The organism is Noviherbaspirillum massiliense JC206, from assembly GCF_000312045.1.
GTDB lineage: Bacteria > Pseudomonadota > Gammaproteobacteria > Burkholderiales > Burkholderiaceae_D > Noviherbaspirillum > Noviherbaspirillum massiliense.
In genome coordinates this window covers 2,303,814-2,321,183 of the sequence record NZ_HE978634.1, presented here as the reverse complement: position 1 = coordinate 2,321,183, position 17,370 = coordinate 2,303,814, and the positions used below count along the sequence as shown (strand labels likewise).

At 58.7% G+C, this 17,370-nt stretch carries 16 protein-coding genes and 1 tRNA gene; 10 read left to right on the top strand and 7 right to left on the bottom strand.

Annotated elements, in window-relative coordinates; all coding sequences use genetic code 11:
• Window positions 1–105: 105 nt before the first annotated feature.
• A complete protein-coding gene (locus HGHM_RS11370) occupies window positions 106–1,134 on the bottom strand; it encodes a CDP-6-deoxy-delta-3,4-glucoseen reductase (protein WP_019141655.1) in 1,029 nt (342 codons plus the stop codon).
• A 12-nt stretch (window positions 1,135–1,146) separates the two neighbouring features.
• Between HGHM_RS11370 and HGHM_RS11365 the strand changes: the two genes are divergently transcribed.
• The 7 genes from HGHM_RS11365 (at window position 1,147) to HGHM_RS11335 (ending at window position 8,100) form a co-directional block, all read left to right on the top strand.
• Window positions 1,147–2,052, top strand: coding sequence for an SDR family oxidoreductase (locus tag HGHM_RS11365; protein ID WP_051155292.1), 906 nt, complete (start codon window positions 1,147–1,149; stop codon window positions 2,050–2,052).
• Between the two features lie 279 nt (window positions 2,053–2,331).
• Window positions 2,332–3,159, top strand: coding sequence for a type VI secretion system-associated FHA domain protein TagH (gene tagH / locus HGHM_RS11360; protein WP_075111711.1), 828 nt, complete (start codon window positions 2,332–2,334; stop codon window positions 3,157–3,159).
• On the top strand, window positions 3,152–3,937 hold the full coding sequence (locus HGHM_RS11355; RefSeq protein ID WP_019141652.1) for a PP2C family protein-serine/threonine phosphatase: 786 nt from the start codon (window positions 3,152–3,154) through the stop codon (window positions 3,935–3,937). Before tagH ends, HGHM_RS11355 begins: the two co-directional genes overlap by 8 nt.
• Before the next feature lie 74 nt (window positions 3,938–4,011).
• The gene (locus HGHM_RS11350) at window positions 4,012–5,679 is read left to right on the top strand and encodes a serine/threonine-protein kinase (RefSeq protein WP_148415483.1); all 1,668 of its coding nucleotides are present in this window, start codon (window positions 4,012–4,014) and stop codon (window positions 5,677–5,679) included.
• A gap of 70 nt (window positions 5,680–5,749) precedes the next feature.
• Entirely contained in the window at window positions 5,750–6,142 is a 393-nt protein-coding gene (locus HGHM_RS11345; protein WP_019141650.1) for a TssQ family T6SS-associated lipoprotein, read from the top strand.
• Window positions 6,143–6,273: 131 nt separating this feature from the next.
• Complete coding sequence (locus HGHM_RS11340) at window positions 6,274–6,579, top strand: hypothetical protein (RefSeq protein WP_019141649.1); 306 nt, start codon at window positions 6,274–6,276, stop codon at window positions 6,577–6,579.
• Window positions 6,580–7,134: 555 nt separating this feature from the next.
• Window positions 7,135–8,100: an NHL repeat-containing protein gene (locus tag HGHM_RS11335; protein WP_019141648.1), complete on the top strand. Its 966-nt coding sequence runs from the start codon at window positions 7,135–7,137 to the stop codon at window positions 8,098–8,100.
• Between the two features lie 539 nt (window positions 8,101–8,639).
• Here the strand turns inward: HGHM_RS11335 and HGHM_RS11330 are convergent.
• The 5 genes from HGHM_RS11330 to HGHM_RS11310 form a co-directional block, all read right to left on the bottom strand.
• The gene (locus HGHM_RS11330; RefSeq protein WP_019141647.1) at window positions 8,640–9,515 is read right to left on the bottom strand and encodes a metal-dependent hydrolase; all 876 of its coding nucleotides are present in this window, start codon (window positions 9,513–9,515) and stop codon (window positions 8,640–8,642) included.
• Window positions 9,516–9,631: 116 nt separating this feature from the next.
• Window positions 9,632–9,704 (bottom strand) — tRNA-Lys (locus HGHM_RS11325).
• A 120-nt stretch (window positions 9,705–9,824) separates the two neighbouring features.
• Window positions 9,825–11,285, bottom strand: a complete 1,461-nt coding sequence (locus HGHM_RS11320) for an alpha/beta hydrolase family protein (RefSeq protein WP_019141646.1) — start codon at window positions 11,283–11,285, stop codon at window positions 9,825–9,827.
• Window positions 11,286–11,469: 184 nt separating this feature from the next.
• Complete coding sequence (locus HGHM_RS11315; protein ID WP_019141645.1) at window positions 11,470–13,257, bottom strand: GspE/PulE family protein; 1,788 nt, start codon at window positions 13,255–13,257, stop codon at window positions 11,470–11,472.
• Window positions 13,258–13,324: 67 nt separating this feature from the next.
• Window positions 13,325–14,152, bottom strand: a complete 828-nt coding sequence (locus tag HGHM_RS11310; RefSeq protein WP_019141644.1) for a spermine/spermidine synthase domain-containing protein — start codon at window positions 14,150–14,152, stop codon at window positions 13,325–13,327.
• Window positions 14,153–14,374: 222 nt separating this feature from the next.
• Between HGHM_RS11310 and HGHM_RS11300 the strand changes: the two genes are divergently transcribed.
• Both HGHM_RS11300 and HGHM_RS11295 read left to right on the top strand, forming a co-directional pair.
• Entirely contained in the window at window positions 14,375–15,133 is a 759-nt protein-coding gene (locus tag HGHM_RS11300) for an SDR family oxidoreductase (RefSeq protein WP_019141642.1), read from the top strand.
• A gap of 38 nt (window positions 15,134–15,171) precedes the next feature.
• On the top strand, window positions 15,172–16,209 hold the full coding sequence (locus HGHM_RS11295) for a 2-dehydropantoate 2-reductase (RefSeq protein WP_026075932.1): 1,038 nt from the start codon (window positions 15,172–15,174) through the stop codon (window positions 16,207–16,209).
• A 94-nt stretch (window positions 16,210–16,303) separates the two neighbouring features.
• On the opposite strand, the gene HGHM_RS11290 is transcribed toward HGHM_RS11295, so the two are convergent.
• A complete protein-coding gene (locus HGHM_RS11290; protein ID WP_019141640.1) occupies window positions 16,304–16,888 on the bottom strand; it encodes a TetR/AcrR family transcriptional regulator in 585 nt (194 codons plus the stop codon).
• A 110-nt stretch (window positions 16,889–16,998) separates the two neighbouring features.
• Here HGHM_RS11290 and HGHM_RS11285 point away from each other — a divergent pair, with 110 nt between their 5' ends.
• Window positions 16,999–17,316: a DUF1330 domain-containing protein gene (locus tag HGHM_RS11285; protein ID WP_019141639.1), complete on the top strand. Its 318-nt coding sequence runs from the start codon at window positions 16,999–17,001 to the stop codon at window positions 17,314–17,316.
• The last annotated feature ends 54 nt before the right edge of the window (window positions 17,317–17,370 follow it).

Here is a 17,370-nt window from a genome sequence, read left to right as displayed (position 1 = left end):
TGCGGCGTCGCAAGAGTCTGATAGCTGTCGTATTCATGCAAACAATATTATGATTTTTTGCGCAGTGCGTCAAAAGGTTTTATCAACGCTGCCTGTCATATCAGGTCAAGTCTTTGCCAGATCCGCTTCCGAAGTAAAGGCATCCGCATAAAATTCCTGCTCCGGAAGCTTGCACTGCGCAGTAAAGTCACGCTTGGCGGCATCTACCATGACCGGCGCGCCGCAGGCATAGACCTGATAGCCGGACAGGTCGGGCAGATCTTCCATGACCGCCCGGTGCACGAAGCCGGTGCGCCCGCTCCAGTTGTCTTCCGGCAGCGCCTCCGAGATCACTGGCACGTAGCGGAAGTTCGGCAGGCTGCGCGTCCATTCCTCGCACAGTGCATGCATGTACAAATCCTTCGGACGCCGTCCGCCCCAGTACAGCACCATTGGCTGTTCGGATTTCGTCGATGCGGCATGCTCGACGATGGCCTTGATCGGGGCAAAGCCCGTGCCGGAAGCCAGCAGCACCATCGGCTTGTCGGAGTCTTCGCGCAGGAAGAATGTGCCGAACGGACCCTCGAAGCGCAGGATGTCGCGCTCTTTCAAGTTGGCGAAGACATGATCGGTGAACAGGCCGCCGGGCATGTGGCGGATGTGCAGGGTGATATGGTCGTCCATGTGCGGGGCATTGGCCATGCTGTAGCTGCGACGCCGGCCATCCCTCAGGATGAATTCGAGATATTGTCCTGCGCGGTATTGCAGGCGCTCGTTGGCCGGCAGCTGCAGAGAAACGACCACGACATCATCGGCGACCCGGTCGATCTTCGCGACACGGGTAGGCAGCTTCTTCACCGGGAACTCTCCAACGCCGAGCACTTCGCGCGCTTCGATCACCACATCCGAATGCGGCGTCGCGCAGCAGAACAGCGACAGGCCCTTGTCCTCTTCCGCCGCGCTCAGGGCCTTTTCCTGATGCACGCCGTGCGTGACACTGCCTTCCAGCAGCTTGCCTTTGCAGGAACCGCAAGCACCGTTCTTGCATCCGTAGGGCAGGCCGACGCCGGAACGGATGGCGGCAGTCAGAATGGTCTCGCCTTCCTCGCAGGTGAATTGCCGACCGCTCGGCTGGACAGTTACTTGGAAACTCATACAATCCCGAAGATGAAAAATAGACAGTTGAAAAATTGCGCCAATCGATTTGCCAGGCGGCGGCTGTTGATCATTGGTTGCGGAGATGTCGGCATGCGCCTCCTGCCTCTTGTGCGGGAACGCTTTCGCGTATTCGCCGTGACCAGCCAGGAATCGCGCTGTGCCGAATTGCGGGGCGCCGGTGCGATTCCCATCATTGCCGATCTCGACCGGCCTGCCAGCCTGGGCCGGCTTGCGCGACTGGCGGAATGCATCGTGCATCTTGCGCCGCCGCAGCCGGAAGGCCTCAAAGACCGGCGTACCCGCAATCTGACCGCCATTTTACCCGACCATGCCACACTCGTTTATGTCAGCACGAGCGGAGTGTACGGAAACCGTGCCGGCGCGCTGATAGATGAAACCGCGCCTGTCAGCCCAATGAATGCTAGGGCGAGGAGGCGGGTCGATGCCGAACGGGCGTTGCGCGCCTGGGCCAGGCGGTCGGGTTCGCGCCTCGCCATTCTGCGCGTGCCGGGCATCTATGCCCAGGACCGCCTGCCCGTCGAGCGCCTGAACAAGGCTACACCGGCCTTGAGCGAAGAGGATGACGTCTTCACCAACCATATCCACGCCGATGATTTGGCGCGGATAGTGGCTGCAGCGCTCTTCAGGAGTTTGCCCGGTCGCATCTATCATGCCGTGGACGACTCCGAAATGAAGATGGGCGAGTATTTCGATGCGGTGGCGGACGCACTCGGTCTGCCGCGACCGCCGCGTCTGTCACGCAGAGAACTGGAGCAGCAGGCCTCGCCACTGCAGCTGTCGTTCATGTCCGAATCGCGCAGGCTTTCGAATCAGCGCATGAAGTCGGAACTCGGCGTCGAATTGCTTTATCCGCGGGTGAGCGATGCGCTGGAACGTATCAGGAATACTGGCTGAAGGATTTGGGTGAACAGGCACGAAACGCCGACACATGTTCATGATGCAGTCGCAAACTTTTCTTCCTGTATTTCTTCTCCCGTAACGTTTGATTACAAAACGTCAGCATAAAGGCAATCCTGTCTTCTGTCGGCAACATAGACAACGGGAATCTGTTGAATGTTGATAAATAAACTCTCTCGCCTATGGAGATTCGCTAAAATGCCTTCTGGCATGTTTTGCATGGCTGCATGAGAGACTCGATGCTCGTTGCCGGACGCTCCTGCAAGCCTTCCATGAATCCTCGACCCGGAAAGCAAAGACAATCACACGTCTGCATCTCGCGATAGCTCTTTACGAAAGACAGCACCCCAGCGGCTTAATTTCAGTTCAAATCCAGATTCACCCAAGCCTATGACAAGTACAACAGATCGCTCATCTGCAGACCTCCTGCCGCAGGCAGCGCATAAACCGTCTGCCGAGCATGCCCAGGCGGATGCCGTTCCGGCAATGCAGAATTCCGACCCTGAAGCGCTTATTCACGCTTTCCTGAGAGGCGTAGGACTTCCGCCTGCGGCGCTCCCGCAGGGGTTGACGCCGGAAGTCATGGAAATGATCGGCATGATGCTGGCGACCTCAGTGCAGGGGACGATAGGATTGAATGCATTGCGGGCGCTGGTCAAGCGCGAGGTCAATGCAGACGTGACGATGGTAGTCGTCAGGAACAACAACCCTCTGAAGTTCTTCCAGGATGGGGAAACCGTCCTGACGCAGATGTTCCGGAAGAAGATGCCCGGTTTCATGGGGCCGGTCGAAGCGATGCAGGATGCCTATGAAGATTTGCATGCACATCAGCTCGGTGTTGTCGCCGGCGTTCGCGCAGCCATGGCGGATGTGCTGCGTCGGTTCAATCCCGAGCGGGTGGAAAGGCGTGTGAAAGCCGGGGGATTCCTCGATTCGCTGATCCCGTCGCGGCGCAAGGCCAGACTCTGGGATACCTATATCGGTCTTTTCAAAAAGGTCAATGTGGAAGCGCAGGACGATTTCCAGATGCTGTTTGGCCCGGCTTTCCTCCAGGCCTATGAAAAGGAAATCGAACGCTTCAAGAACAAGCCGCAAAATGGCTGACGTCGCGGCTGCCTGTGGCAATCTCCTCCTGGATGTTGCCCAGCTTACCCATGCCGGCGGCCGCCCGTCCAATCAGGATGCCCTCGGCAGCAGCTATGCAGGCCAGCTGGCCTGCTTCGTGGTGTCGGATGGCGTCGGCGGATTGCAGGGCGGGGAGATCGCGTCGCAGACTGTGATTGAGGCAGTTATCGGCAGCTTTGTTCGGGAAGCCGCTTTCGGCCCGCAGGCACTGCATTCCTATATCGAGAACGCAGCGGCCGAACTGGCGCGGCGCCAGTCGGAGCAGCAAGAACTGGATGGGATGAGCGCGACAGTGGCGCTGCTGCTGATCGATTGCGCGAGCCGCTCGGCTTTGTGGGGCCACGTCGGCGATACCCGGGTCTACCTGTTCCGCGAGAATCAGGTGCGGCATGTTACAAAGGACCATAGTCTCGTGCAGCAGCTGGTCGACGCGGGTTATTGCGAAGCTGGCCAGTTGCGCGGACATCCGCAACGCAGCACCTTGTGTGCGGCACTCGGTGTCGCGGGGGAGCACAAGGCGGAGGTGAGCGCTGCGCCGGTATTGCTCCAGACGGGCGATGCCGTGTTGATCTGTACCGATGGATTCTGGGAGTGGATCACCGAACAGGAGATGGAGAAGGTCCTCGAATCGTCAACTTCCGCCGAGCAGTGGCTGGCAGCCATGGTCGCCATTGTTGACAGAAACGGCACGCTTTCATCTGTAGCGCCCGATAACTATACTGCGTTCACGATTTATGTCGAGGATACAAAACAGTAGCGGGATTGCGATTCGCGACAAGAGTGCGCGAGGCATAGCCGCACGATCCCACTAACACAGAGCCGTCATTGACCATGCAAAATACCCTGCCGCTTCTGCAACAGGACACGATCAGCGCCGGCTCCGAGAATTGCCTGCCTGTAGGAACCCGCCTGGCCGACTTCGAAATCACTGGCATCATCGGCGAAGGCGGATTCGGCATCGTCTATCTCGCATTCGACCACTCGCTGCAGCGCACGGTCGCCATCAAGGAATACATGCCCGGCATGTTCGCCAGCCGCGGTGCCGACAAGAGCGTCATCGTCCGCTCGCAGCGCGACCAGGAAACCTTCGGCACCGGTTTGAAAAGCTTCATCAATGAAGCACGCCTGCTGGCGCAGTTCGACCATCCTGCCCTGATCAAGGTTTACCGGTTCTGGGAAGAGAACAATACCGGCTACATGGCGATGCGGTATTACGAAGGGCAGACCCTCAAGAACGTCGTCAAAAAGGACCCTGCGCGTGTCACCGAAGCCTGGCTGAAAAGCGTGTTGAAGCCTATCCTCGAAGCACTCGAGACCTTGTATCGCGTGAACGTCCTGCACCGGGACATCTCGCCGGACAACATCATGATCCAGAACACCGGCGAAGCAGTGCTGCTGGATTTTGGCGCTGCGCGCCAGATCATCGGCGACATGGCACATGCCTTCACCGTGATACTGAAGCCCGGTTATGCGCCGATTGAGCAGTACGCCGACGATGCCGGGATGAAGCAGGGGCCGTGGACTGACATCTATTCGCTATGCGCCGTGATCTATTCGGTGATTGCAAAAAAGCTGCCGCCGACTTCGGTAGCACGGTCGATCAAGGATCCGATCGAGCTTTTGCAAAATGGCGATTACCCGGGATTCAGCAAGGAATTCCTGGCTGCCATCGACAAGGGCTTGTCGGTCAAGCCGGAAGACCGGCCGCAGTCGATAGAAGAATTCCGTCAGTTGCTGAAGCTGGAGGGGGCAATGCCGATCCCCATCGCGATTGCGCCCGACATGTTCAGGTCCCCATCTTCCGGCGGCACGGTGGATGCGAAGCCTGCACGTGTTAAGGCACGGACAAACAGGAAACCAGCAAATGTTCTGCTGGCGATTTCGATCGCCGGCGTCGTGTGCGGCCTTGGTGCTGTCGGTTATTTCCTCTTCAAGCAAAAGCCGGCACAGCCCGTTGCAGTGGTTACCGGCGCATCCGAGTCAAATTCCGCATCAAGTGAACCCGGTGCGGGCCTGCCCGCTGCAGTGGCGGAAGCTCAGCCGGATGAGGAAACCGCTGCATGGGTGGCATTGGCGAACAATCCGAATGCCAAAGCCGACGACTTCACCGCTTTCATCGGGAAATACCCGGAAGGCAAACATGCCGAGGCCGCGCGCGCAAGACTGGCAGCCTTTCAGAGCACAGCGACAGCGGCCCAACCGGTCGCCCGGGCTGCTGCTCCAGCCGCGGTGAAGCAGGCCCAGCCAATGCGTTCGAAGCCTTCCGCTGCCAAGCCGGCAAGTGGCGTGGTGAAGCTGAACGTCAAGCCCTGGGGCACGGTCGATGTGGATGGCGTATCGAAAGGGGTCAGCCCGCCTTTGAAGCAACTGGTTCTGCCGGAAGGGAAGCATTACATCAAACTTACGAACCCGAGTTCTCCTAACTATATAATCGAGGTTGATGTAAAGAAAAATAAGGCAGTCAAGATTGAATATGATTTTTCTCCGCGCAAGAAATAAACACGGCCGAGATGGATGGACCCGCTTTTCCCCTTGCCGCATTTCCTATGCATGCGTTGCTGCTTGCGTGATGCTTCTCGCAGGTTGCGAAGTCATTGAACGGGTAAAAACCGATATCCAGAAAGCGATAGCCAACCATCCGCTGAATTCCAGTTCCTCGCGCAGCCCTGCCCAGACCGCCTTGAAGGAAGGCGTCGACTTGTACGAGAAAGGCGACTTCAACGGCGCGATCAAGCATCTTTCCAACAGCCCGGAAATCTGGTCGCCGGAGCGGAATATTCCCGTGCAGACCAAGGCCCTGAAATACATGGCCTTCAGCTACTGCGTGACTTCAAGACAGGCATTGTGCAAGCAGCAGTTTGAAAAGGCCTTGAGGCTGGACCCGGATTTTGATCTCGAACCGGGCGAAAAAGGGCACCCGCTGTGGGGGCGCATCTTCGAGAGCGCGAAAAGATCGAAATGATCCGGCCCCAGTGATGAGGCTGGCCGCAAAAGCGTGAATGACACGCGGCTTAGGTGCACGCCAATATCAGACTGCTTGGACTGAACGTGCATCGATGGCATCACAAGGGAAAGGCAGAAGAGGGAGGGGATATGCTAACTGACGACTTCAGCAGGCTGGCGGGCCAGTTCGGGATGGCACTGTTGCCTGTCATCGTGTGGCTGCTTGGTTTCAGGATCATTCCAGGTTTGCGCACGCGGCTTGGGTTAGCTCATGCAATCGCAGGTGTGATCGCCGTCATTGCCTGCCTGGCTTTCATTGGTGAGCCGATATATATCCGGCTTGCCATCAGCCTATTTGTGCTGGCCATCGTCTACAGGCTGTGGAAGCGCACGCTGAGGAGGAGAAGCATGGAAGCCAATACCATCATACGTTTTGAAAACCGAAAATATTTCTGATCCGCTCATCATGCCTTGCATCTCCGCATGCCATGTTCCCATGCATGCGCCTGCCCGCATTCCTGCGAGCCTGCATCCGCCGGTTTCACTTCACATGAGTTGCAAATCGCATCCGTAACGAGGGACTTTCTGTCCCCGTAAAAACGCTCCCTTGGTGGAGCGTTTTTTATTCGTCGATCAACTATTCCATCCTGTAAATCGAACGAGTTCGCAGCGTATGTGAACTCGCTCCGCTTTTTCTTGCGGCCGCCTCATGCAGCCCCGAGCTCGCAAGTGAATCCAGGGCGCACTTTCCCGGCGCTTGGCTGCCTTTCAATCTTTCCACACGACGATTTACTGCTGAAAGTGTGACAAAGCATTTCATCTCTGACGCATGGGAAATATTCCTGAGGCGTGCCCCATTGATAGCTCTCAAAAGAGCGTGCGAACGCCCGGATGAAATTGACGGTGCTCAAGAATTCGAATGCGTCGTTAAGGAAAGATGTGGGCGTGGTTAATCGTTCTGAAAAGCCATAAGCAAGTCACACGATGATTATTATTTCAAGGAGTATGACAATGTCAAAAGCTAATGCCCGCTTTCCTCTGGCTGCTCTTACCGCTGCACTGCTGTGCGTAGCTCTTGCTGCCTGCGGCGGTGGCGGCGGCGGACACGACTCGACTGGAACACAGTCCCCGACCAATAACACGAATGTTAGCCAAGCAGCGTCCAGCGTATTTGCGACCGGCCTGAACAAGCCCGTAGGTATCGCACGTGCCGAAGACGGCAGCTTCTACGTTGCAGATGCCGGCACCTTCACCGTTCGCAAGATCGACGCAGCTGGGGGGGCAGCTACCCTGTACGCCGGCACCGAAGGTGTCCAGGGTAATGGCGCACCTGCGGATGTCGAACCTCGGACTGCAGCCACCTTCTCTGATCTGCGCAGCATTGCTGCGGCAGGAAACGCGGTTTATGTGGTCGACGGCACGTCCGTTCGCCTGATCAACGATGGCAGTGTGGTCGTTGTTATTCCCGGCCTGCAAAACCCGAAAGGCCTTGCTGTCGATGCAGGTTTCAATGTATTCGTTGCTGACGCAGGCGACGGCACTGCCGGTTCCGGCACGATCACAAGGGGATGGTTCGACACGGAAAGCCATACGGCAGTCATTGCTACCGGCCTCAACAACCCGACTTCCCTGGCAGTAGACAGCGAGGGCAATTTGTTCGTTACGGAAGTTGGTGCAAACGGTGCAACGACAGTCAAGAAGATTGCCGGCGCAGCGAACCTGACCACTGCTGCTCCTGCAGCTGACGTCAGCGGCGGTTCCGGGTTCACCAATGCAACAGGTATCGTTGCAGGCAGCGCTAGCAGCAACCTGTACGTGATTGAGCCTCAGCGTGTGACTACGCTGACCAATACCGGTGCGAAGACGACCAAGTCGGTCGCGGCCAAGCAATTGAGCGGCGTGACAACTGCCCTTACTGGTAACGACCTGTATGTCACTGACGCTACCGGCAACAATGTTCTTAAGGTAACCCCGTAAGAAACTTGTTGGTCTGAATGAGCGTGATCTTGTCGACCATGCTCGTTCAACTTCAGTGCGGTTAAAGGAAAGCCCAGCGGACAGACGCTGGGCTTTCTGTTTTACAGCTTGCTGAAAGCTTTCAACGATGGTGGCCGGGATATCCCCTCCTTCCCCAGTTGCCTCGGTCCCAGTAGTGATGCCGCCAAGGATGGTAGCCGAAGCCCAACCCCAGCCCCAGAGTCGGAGGGCCAAGGTACCAAGGCGGAGGCGCGCCATACATGGGGACGATTGGGACCGGGTACGCCGGATAGGCGGTTGTCAACGGAGGTGCGCCAGTATACGTGCCGTAAGACCCCGCATAGGGATCATCATAGGGAACGATTGCGCATCCCGGCAACAACAGAGAAATGAGCAATGCGGCGAGGGAAAGTTGCTTCATAACACCCCCGGCAAGTCGACTTTAAATTCAGTATAGAAAGCGACCTGCGCGGGTTCAAGCTGGCCAGTTTAGGTTTTTCTCCGCCACACATCTCGAAGAGTACTGTCGGAAAGACACATCAAAACCTGAATGCCTCCCCCGGTTTCATTGGCACCACCCTGATCGGCGCATTGCCGAGGGCGGAAATGAATTCCTGCGGTGTGCCCTTGAGCTGGGGCGAGGTGCCGTAATGGATCGGGATCGCATATTTCGGCTTCAGGAAATCACGGGTGGCAAGGGCTGCATCTTGCGGATCCATCACGAAATAGCCGCCGATAGGGATCATGATCAGGTCCGGCTTGTAGCGTTCGGCGATGAGCTTCATGTCCCCGAACAATGCAGTGTCGCCCATGTGGTAGATCTTGAAGCCGTTCTCCATTTCAATGATGAAGCCGACTGGTTCGCCGCCGACATGGGTTTCATCCTTGCCGGTGGCCGGGTTGTGCCATACCAGTTCCGAGCTGTGCTCGGCATGGGTGGCGGTAATCTTGATGCCCGGCCCGAGAGGCATGATGGTGCCGCCCTTGCCGAAACGTTGCGAAAGCGAGGACGGCAGGATGCCGAGCGTGATCATCGACTGGTTCATTCCCGCCGGTCCGTACACCGGCGCATTGTTCAACTTGGCAAGCGCCGGGGCGTCGGCAGCATGGTCCGGGTGGGCGTGGCTGACCAGGATCAGATCTACCTTGCCCAGGGCTTCCAGCCGCTTGAATTGTTCCGGTGTCTTCGGATTGGTGGTCAGCCAGGGATCAATGATGATCACCTTGCCGCCGGGCGTCACGATCTTGGTTGCCGACTGGCCCAGCCATTGCACCAGAACTTGCCGGTTTTGCGGATCGGGCGCGATGACGGCGGGCGCAGGAGCGGGCGGGGCCGGAGGCTTGCTTGCGCATGCTGCAAGCATCAAGACGGCTACCGTTGAAGTCAATGCCTGGAAAATTTTCTTGTTCGCCATACTGTGGTTCTTTCTGATCCAGTTAGTCTTGTTTATTGCGTCTGCCCAGGCCAAGCCTGAAGCAGTCAGGAAAGAACAAACACTTCCGCTACCGGGTAACGCGGTTGCCGGAAGGATGGGCCGTGTAGGGATCGAACCTACGACCGTCGGATTAAGAGTCCGCTGCTCTACCAGCTGAGCTAACGACCCGCCAGGCAATTTCGTGTTCTCGAGCGTAATCTGCCCGACTTGCACGGGCCATCCACTCGGTCAACGATGTTCCTAAGACCCTTTCATGACTCAAAAAATTCCTGCGGCGATGTTCGTGCTTCAGCTGCCCGAGCAGGATGGCATGATCGCCCGAATGGCGGCAAGGCCCGACTGATCATCCTGACCAACGGTGTTGTCGGTAAATGCACATCCGTAATCCCGGTCAGCGACCACGGCAGGCGTGAGGACGTCATCCCCCGCAGGCTTGATTCCGCGTTGTTCCCAATCGACCATGGCCTGGAATGCCGCAATCTGTTCGGCAATGGTGATATCGCAGTGTGCAGGCGAACGGACCATGCGCTGCACCAGCCATGCATCACTGCCGTTGGCGATCGCCCTCTGCCGATAAATCTGTTCCATCTTGAAAGGTACGTACAAGTCGCCGAGCGTATGCAGGGTGACGACCGGAACGTTGAACTGCCCATTGACTCTCGGCACCCAGCGCACGCCGTCGGCACGCAAGGGGTTGGCATCCGCTGCCGCGCTGACGCGTGGAATGGCATTGTTCAGGGCCACTTCTTCCGGGGACAAGGCTGGATCGTCATCGAGCTGGTAGACGATTTGCGTAGTGTCGACGATGTTTTTGGCCACGATGCCATAGAGCGTGCCATCGTCATCGAAGGTATCCCAGATCGCATCCTGGATAGGTTTGATCGCGAAGCCTTCATCAAAGATCGGACGCGGGCCGCCGGTCAGGTGCATGACGATGGATTTCACCTTGTCGCCGCGCGAAGTGGTGACAAGCGGGTAGATCCTCCATAGTTCATCCTCCATCTTGCCGCGGTTGGCGGTGAAATCGGTTGGTGCTGTAGTTACCGGGACGCCGGCGTAATACTCGGCGGCTGATTCGTATGCCCTGAAATAGTTGAAGAGTTCGGTATCTCCCACAACGCCGCACATCGGAACCGCCCCGTTGTAGCGCATCTTGTTCGCAGCGGTCGCGAGGGTCTCCTGTTCGACGGCTGCAGCGGCGACATGGCCGCCCATCGAAGCGCCGACGATGTAGACCCTGGATGGAGCGGGCAGCGGCCTCTGGTTCTGGGCTGCGATCCGGTTGAAGGACAAGGCGAGCGCATTCGTGTCTTCCACGCCCGCGCGCACATCGTAGTAATTCCTGCTGAAGGTGGATGCCGCCCATGCATAGCCGTTTTCGATGAGATAGCGGCGGAATGGCGGATTCATGAGTTCGAGCTTCGCATCGGGGCCGTTATAGCCGTGCGCATACATCACGAGCACGCCGTTCCAGTTCTTCGGCACTTCAATCCGGTAGCCGGCGCCATTGAGGATACCTGTCCAGCGATCGGTTTCGACTGTGGTTCCGGAAAGGGCGGTGAACGGGAGCGAGGCCGGGTCGAGCGAGAAGGTGCGGGTGTCCTGGATACGCGCTGGGACGTTTGTGCTCACCGCCGGATCGCCGCTCGCCGCAACTTTGTCGCCGGAATCCGAACCGCCGCCACATGCGGACAGAAGCAGGCTTGCAAGGGCTAGGAGGAGTGCGATGCCCGGTTTGATTTTCGTCATGTTTTCCCCGATACGAGTTGCTCCTTTTGATTCGCATTGCGGGGTCCCGTTCGGGCAACGGGCATGACTAAATGCATGCCTCTCGATCTAGATCAAACCGCAGAGTATTGATCTGTCCAAATGGAAAGGAACGGAGGGGCAGGAATGGCTTTCGCAGATGCGAACGCCGATGCGCGGACGCAGCTCAGGTCAGCGCCGATGTCACCTTCAGTACTTCATCGACGGTCGTCACGCCTTCTGCGACTTTGAGCGCGCCTGCCACACGCAGGGGTTTCATGCCGTCCGCGATGCTCTGCTGCTTCAGCGCGTGGAGATCGATCTCAGGCTGCATCAGCTTCGAAAACGATTGGGTGACGGTCAACAGTTCATAGATGCCGACGCGGCCGCGATAGCCCGTCTGGCGGCATTCCGGGCAGCCGACCGGACGATATGGTGACCCCGGCTTCGGAATCTGCCAGCCTTCGACCAGGCTGTTCCAGATATCGTCGTGCATTTCCGCGCCCGGCGCCTTGCATGCCGGGCACAAGGTGCGCACCAGGCGTTGGGCCATGATGCCGATCAGCGTCGCTTCCAGCAGATAGTAGGGAACGCCGAGTTCCAGCAGGCGCATGACGGCGGAAGGCGCGTCGTTGGTATGCAGGGTCGACAGCACCAGGTGACCGGTCAGGGCGGCCTGGATCGCCATTTCCGCCGTCTCCAGGTCGCGGATTTCGCCGATCATGATGATGTCCGGGTCTTGCCGCATCAGCGCCCGCACGCCGTCGGCGAATGACAGGTCGATGCCGTGCTGTACCTGCATCTGATTGAACGAGGCTTCCACCATCTCGATCGGATCTTCGACGGTACAGACATTGACTTCCGAAGTCGCGAGCGCTTTCAGCGTGGTGTAGAGGGTGGTGGTCTTGCCGGAGCCGGTCGGACCGGTGACCAGGATGATGCCGTGCGGGCGCGCAACCAGTGCATCCCAACGCGCTGCGTCGTCGGGCGGAAAGCCGAGTTCCGGCAGGGTCTTGACCACGACTTCCGGGTCGAAGATACGCATCACCAGCTTTTCGCCGAAGGCGGTCGGCAGGGTCGACAGACGCAGTTCGATTTCCTGCCCGCCGGTGGTGCGCGTCTTGATACGCCCATCCTGGGGGCGGCGCTTTTCGATCACGTCCATGCGGCCCAGAAGCTTGATGCGCGCCGTCATCGCGATCATCACCACGGCCGGCACTTGGTACACCTGGTGCAGGATGCCGTCGATGCGGAAGCGGATCACGCCGAAGTCACGCTTGGGCTCCAGGTGGATGTCGGACGCGCGCTGATCGAATGCGTATTGCCACAGCCAGTCGACAATGTTGATGATGTGCTGGTCGTTGGCATCGACCTGCTTGTTGCTGTTGCCAAGCTCGACCAGTTGCTCGAAATTGTTGCGCAGCGACAGGTCCTGGCCGTTCACCTTGTGCGCGCCCTTGATCGACTTTGCCAGCGAAAAGAATTGCGAGGTGTATTGCGCAATGTCGAGCGGATTGGCGAATACCAGCTTCACGTTGCGCCGCGCCACCTTGGAAATTTCCGCTTCCCATTCGGTGATGAAGGGTTCCGCCGTTGCGATCACGATCTCGGTGGGTGTCAACTCGATCGGCAGGATGTTGAAGCGCGCGGCATAAGTGGCCGACATCACATCGGCCACCTTGGTGAAGTCCACCTTGAGCGGATCGATCCGCAGGAAAGGCATCCTGGCCTTGGCGGCCAGCCATTCGGAGAGCCAGTCGAGCGTCAGCAGCTTTTGCGGCGGTTTGGCTGAATGCAGCTTGCACTGGGCTACTGCCGTCAGCGGATGGATCTGGATCGTTGCATTCCTGATAATCGCCTGCGCCTGGTTGTAATGCGCCTTCACGTCCGCCTTGTCGACAATCCCGTCTGCCAGCAGCCAGGTGAAGATCTGATGCAGGTCGAGCGCCTTGGGCGCGGCTTTGTTCGTGTTCATTGCAGGCAGCCTCGGTCGGGGATGCGGGTGGACATAGGCGCCGATGTTAACACAGCGCAACCCCTGTCTATCGATTCTGCTGCGCGGCTTTCAAGCCATTGACCCAGGTTTTGGCGGGCAGACGCGTGGCTTCGGTGATCAGGGCAGCGCGCTCATAGAGGGCGGCGACATCCAGGTCCGGCGCGTCGCGGAAGGCGATCGCGACGATATTGCCTTCATGGACTTCGGGCAGGCAGAGCACTTTGGCGAAGGCAGGGCGCATCGCCTTCAGGTTCTTTGCATAACTGGGATGGTCGCCGAACAGGTTGACCGTCATGATGCCACCGGGGGCGAGGCATGCCGCGCAGGCTTCGTAGAATTCCGGCGTGTCCAGCACCGGGCCGCGCGCGGTGGCATCATACAAATCCACCTGCAGCACATCGAAGGATTGCCGGTAGGCGTCGTCGCTGACAAAATCCATGGCATCCATTTCGAGCACGGACAGGCGTTCGTCATTGGGCGGCAGCTTGAACATCGATTCGCAGATGGCGATGACCGACGGGTTCAATTCCACCGCCGTTACCCGTGCCTGCGGAAACTGGCGATAGCAGAACTTGGTCAGGGCGCCGGTTCCGAGGCCGAGCTGCACGATGTGGCGCGGCTGTTGCAGGAATAGCATCCAGGCCATCATCTGCTGCGCATATTCCAGTTCGATCCAGTCGGGCTTCCTGATGCGCATCGCGCCCTGTACCCATTCGGTCCCGAAATGCAGGAAGCGCACGCCATCCTGCTCGGACAATGTGACTGGAGCAAACTTCGGCTTGCGTGCGGGCTTTTGGGGGCTGGAGGACCGGGGATTGCCCGGGCCTGATTTTCGGTTGGCTTGGGCTTCGATGGATTTGCGCTTGATGAGCATGAGGATCTACGAAAGTGAGTATGGACCCGGTGCTTGCCGGATTTCCGCAATTCTACAGAATGGCTTTGCAGCCAGTGACGAAATGCGGATTGCAGGCTACGTGGCTGCAGTTGCGGTTCAGGCAAGTAGCCTCGCATGCTATATTTTTGCGGACGTGCAAGTACTGCTGCAATCCGTCGGCGATGCGCGAAGCCATGGCTCAATGTGCGGGAGGAGAAATACATGAACGCGAATAACAGAAAAGTGATGATCATTACCGGCGGCGGACGCGGCATCGGCGCCGCCACAGCCCGGCTTGCTGCCAAAGATGGCTATGTCGTTTGCATCAATTACCTGCACAATCGGGTGGCGGCAGATGCAGTGGTCGACGAGATCTGCGGGGAAGGTGGAGAAGCGATCGCGGTGCAGGGCGATGTCGCCCTGGAAAAGGATGTACTCACGCTGTTCGAAACGGTGGATCGCCGCTTCGGACGGATAGATGCGCTCGTCAACAATGCCGGTATCGTCCAGCGCCAGTCACGGGTCGAGGATATGGATGTGGAGCGGCTGAACCGCATGTTCGCCACCAACATCACCGGCAGCTTTCTGTGTGCGCGCGAAGCGGTGCGGCGCATGTCGACCAAGAATGGCGGAAGCGGCGGCGCGATCGTCAACGTGTCCTCGATCGCGTCCCGCCTCGGTGCACCTAGCGAGTATGTGGATTACGCCGCATCCAAGGGCGCGATCGATTCGATGACGATTGGCCTGGCGAAGGAAGTGGCTGCGGAAGGCATCCGCGTGAATGCGGTACGTCCCGGGGTAATCGATACAGAGATTCATGCAAGTGGTGGCGAGCCGGGCCGCGTGGAGCGCGTCAGACATGCGGTGCCGATGCAGCGCGGCGGAGAGGCGATCGAAGTCGCGCGTGCAATCCTCTGGCTGCTGTCGGATCAGGCTTCGTACGCCACCGGTGCGCTGCTCGATGTGACGGGCGGACGATGAGGGCGGCGTGAAGCTTGCCTGCTGAATTGAATATGACCATGACCATCACTGTTTTCGGCGCCGGATCGATCGGTGTGTTTGTCGGCGGTTCGCTGCTTGCGGCGGGTGCCGACGTGCGTCTGATCGGCAGGGCGCGGATGGGCGAGCGGATCGCGCGCCACGGTCTCTCGCTCACCGATCTGTACGGCCGGCGTTTGCGGCTCGATGCCGCAAGCGTGCCGTACACGCAGGATCCTGCCGCGCTCTCCGATGCCGACCTGATTCTTGTCACCGTCAAGAGCGCCGATACCGCTGCTGCAGCGGAGGCGATCCATGCTCATGCCAAGCCAACGGCGCTGGTACTGAGCCTGCAGAATGGCGTCGGCAATGCAGAAGCGTTGCGGGCGCGGCTGCCCGGATGGACAGTGGCAGCCGGAATGGTGCCCTTCAATGTGGTGCAGATGGAAGAAGGGCGCTTTCATCGCGGGACGGAAGGCGAGTTGATGGTAGAGGCGACGCCCGGAATCGATCGCTGGCGTGCAAGCTTCGAAGCCGCGCACCTGCCGTTGGTGGAACGGTCGGACTTTGCCGCGGTGCAGTGGGGCAAGCTGCTGCTGAACCTGAACAATCCGGTCAATGCCTTATCCGACCTGCCGCTGAAGACCGAGTTGTCGCAGCGCGCCTACCGCCGCTGTCTCGCCTTGCTGATGGAAGAGGCGCTTGCAGTCTTGCACGCTGCCGGGATTGCGCCGGCAAAGATTGCACGTGTCGCACCGCGCCTGCTGCCTTTCCTGCTGCGCCTGCCCGATCCACTGTTCACGCGACTTGCGGCATCGATGCTGCGCATCGATCCGGAAGCACGTTCGTCGATGTGGGAAGACCTGCAGGCGGGACGGCGTACCGAAGTCGATTACCTGAATGGCGCAGTGGTCGACCTGGCGCGCTCGATCGGTAGGCAGGCACCGGCCAACCAGCGCATTCTCGACCTGATCCATCTCGCGGAATGGAACAGGCCTGCAGGAATGAAAGGGGAGGCGCTGTACCGGCTGCTGTCAGCCCCGGCGGCAGGCATGCATGCGGAGCGCGGAGCGGGATGACGAACGGCTGAACCTTCAAAGTGCGCCGTTGTTGCACCTTTTCAGGTGCAGCACCAGCCTTGCTGACGGCCGAATTTTGTAGCTCCTTGCCACTTCAGGCTTTCAGCGCATTCCACGCCGCTTCCGCGAAGATTTCCCGGTAAGTCCTGATATTGGTTTTGACGCGGCCTGACAACCATAGTCGCGCATAGTCGTGCGCGGGGCCGGTGATCAGCGAACCAACTACCTCCATCGGCAGCGTTTTCAGCCGGCCGGCCTCGATATGCGGGCGGAACCAAGCCTGCAATTCAGCCATGCTGCGCCGGGTGCGCTCCTTCAGTTCGCCCGCCAATTCGCTTTTCGCCAGCACGCCACGGCCGTACAGCACGAAGCGCGCCTTGTCCGGATTGGCCGCGATCCAGTCGATGTAGGCGCAGGCAATCGCTTTCACGCCTTCTTCCGCGCCGTTTGCAGCCGACAGCAGTTCCTGCTGGTAGGCGTGATAGCCGGCGAGCGCATCGACATAGAGCGCAGCGGCGATGCTTTCCTTGCTGCCGAAGTGGTGATACATGCTGCCCACGCTGGATCCGGAGCGCTCCCGAATCATGTCGATGGTAGTGGCCTCGACGCCGTGTTCCGTGAAGCAACTCAATGCTGCATCGAGGATTTCCTGTTTCCTGCTTTTCCTGTTCGTGGCCATGTCGGTTCATCCTGTTTGACTAGAATTATATTCTAGAATAATATTCTAGTAAGCTGTCGCGAAGGCTTGGCCGAGTAGGACGTGTTTCCACCATCGTTCAGGAGCGTTACATGAAGTATTACTCAGTTGCCGAAGTCGATATCACCGACAAAAGCTGGGTTCCGGCCTATGTGCAGAACGTAACCCGGCTGGTTGAACAGCATGGCGGCCGCTATCTGGCCCGCACATCGAATATCGAAAAGATCGAAGGCGAACGAAAGGCGCCCGGTATCTTCCTGATCATCGAATGGCCGTCGAGGATTGCGGCGATGGCCTTTTATGAAAGCGAGGAATACCGGCCGTACCGCGACAGCCGCATGCAGGGCGCCCGAAACGACTTCGCCCTCATTGCAGGCGAGGATGTCAGCAAGCTGGCCCGCATTTCCTGAATGCTTGTTTGAAGGCTGGCTGTGCGGCCCGCCGACATGTGCTTAACCCTTTTT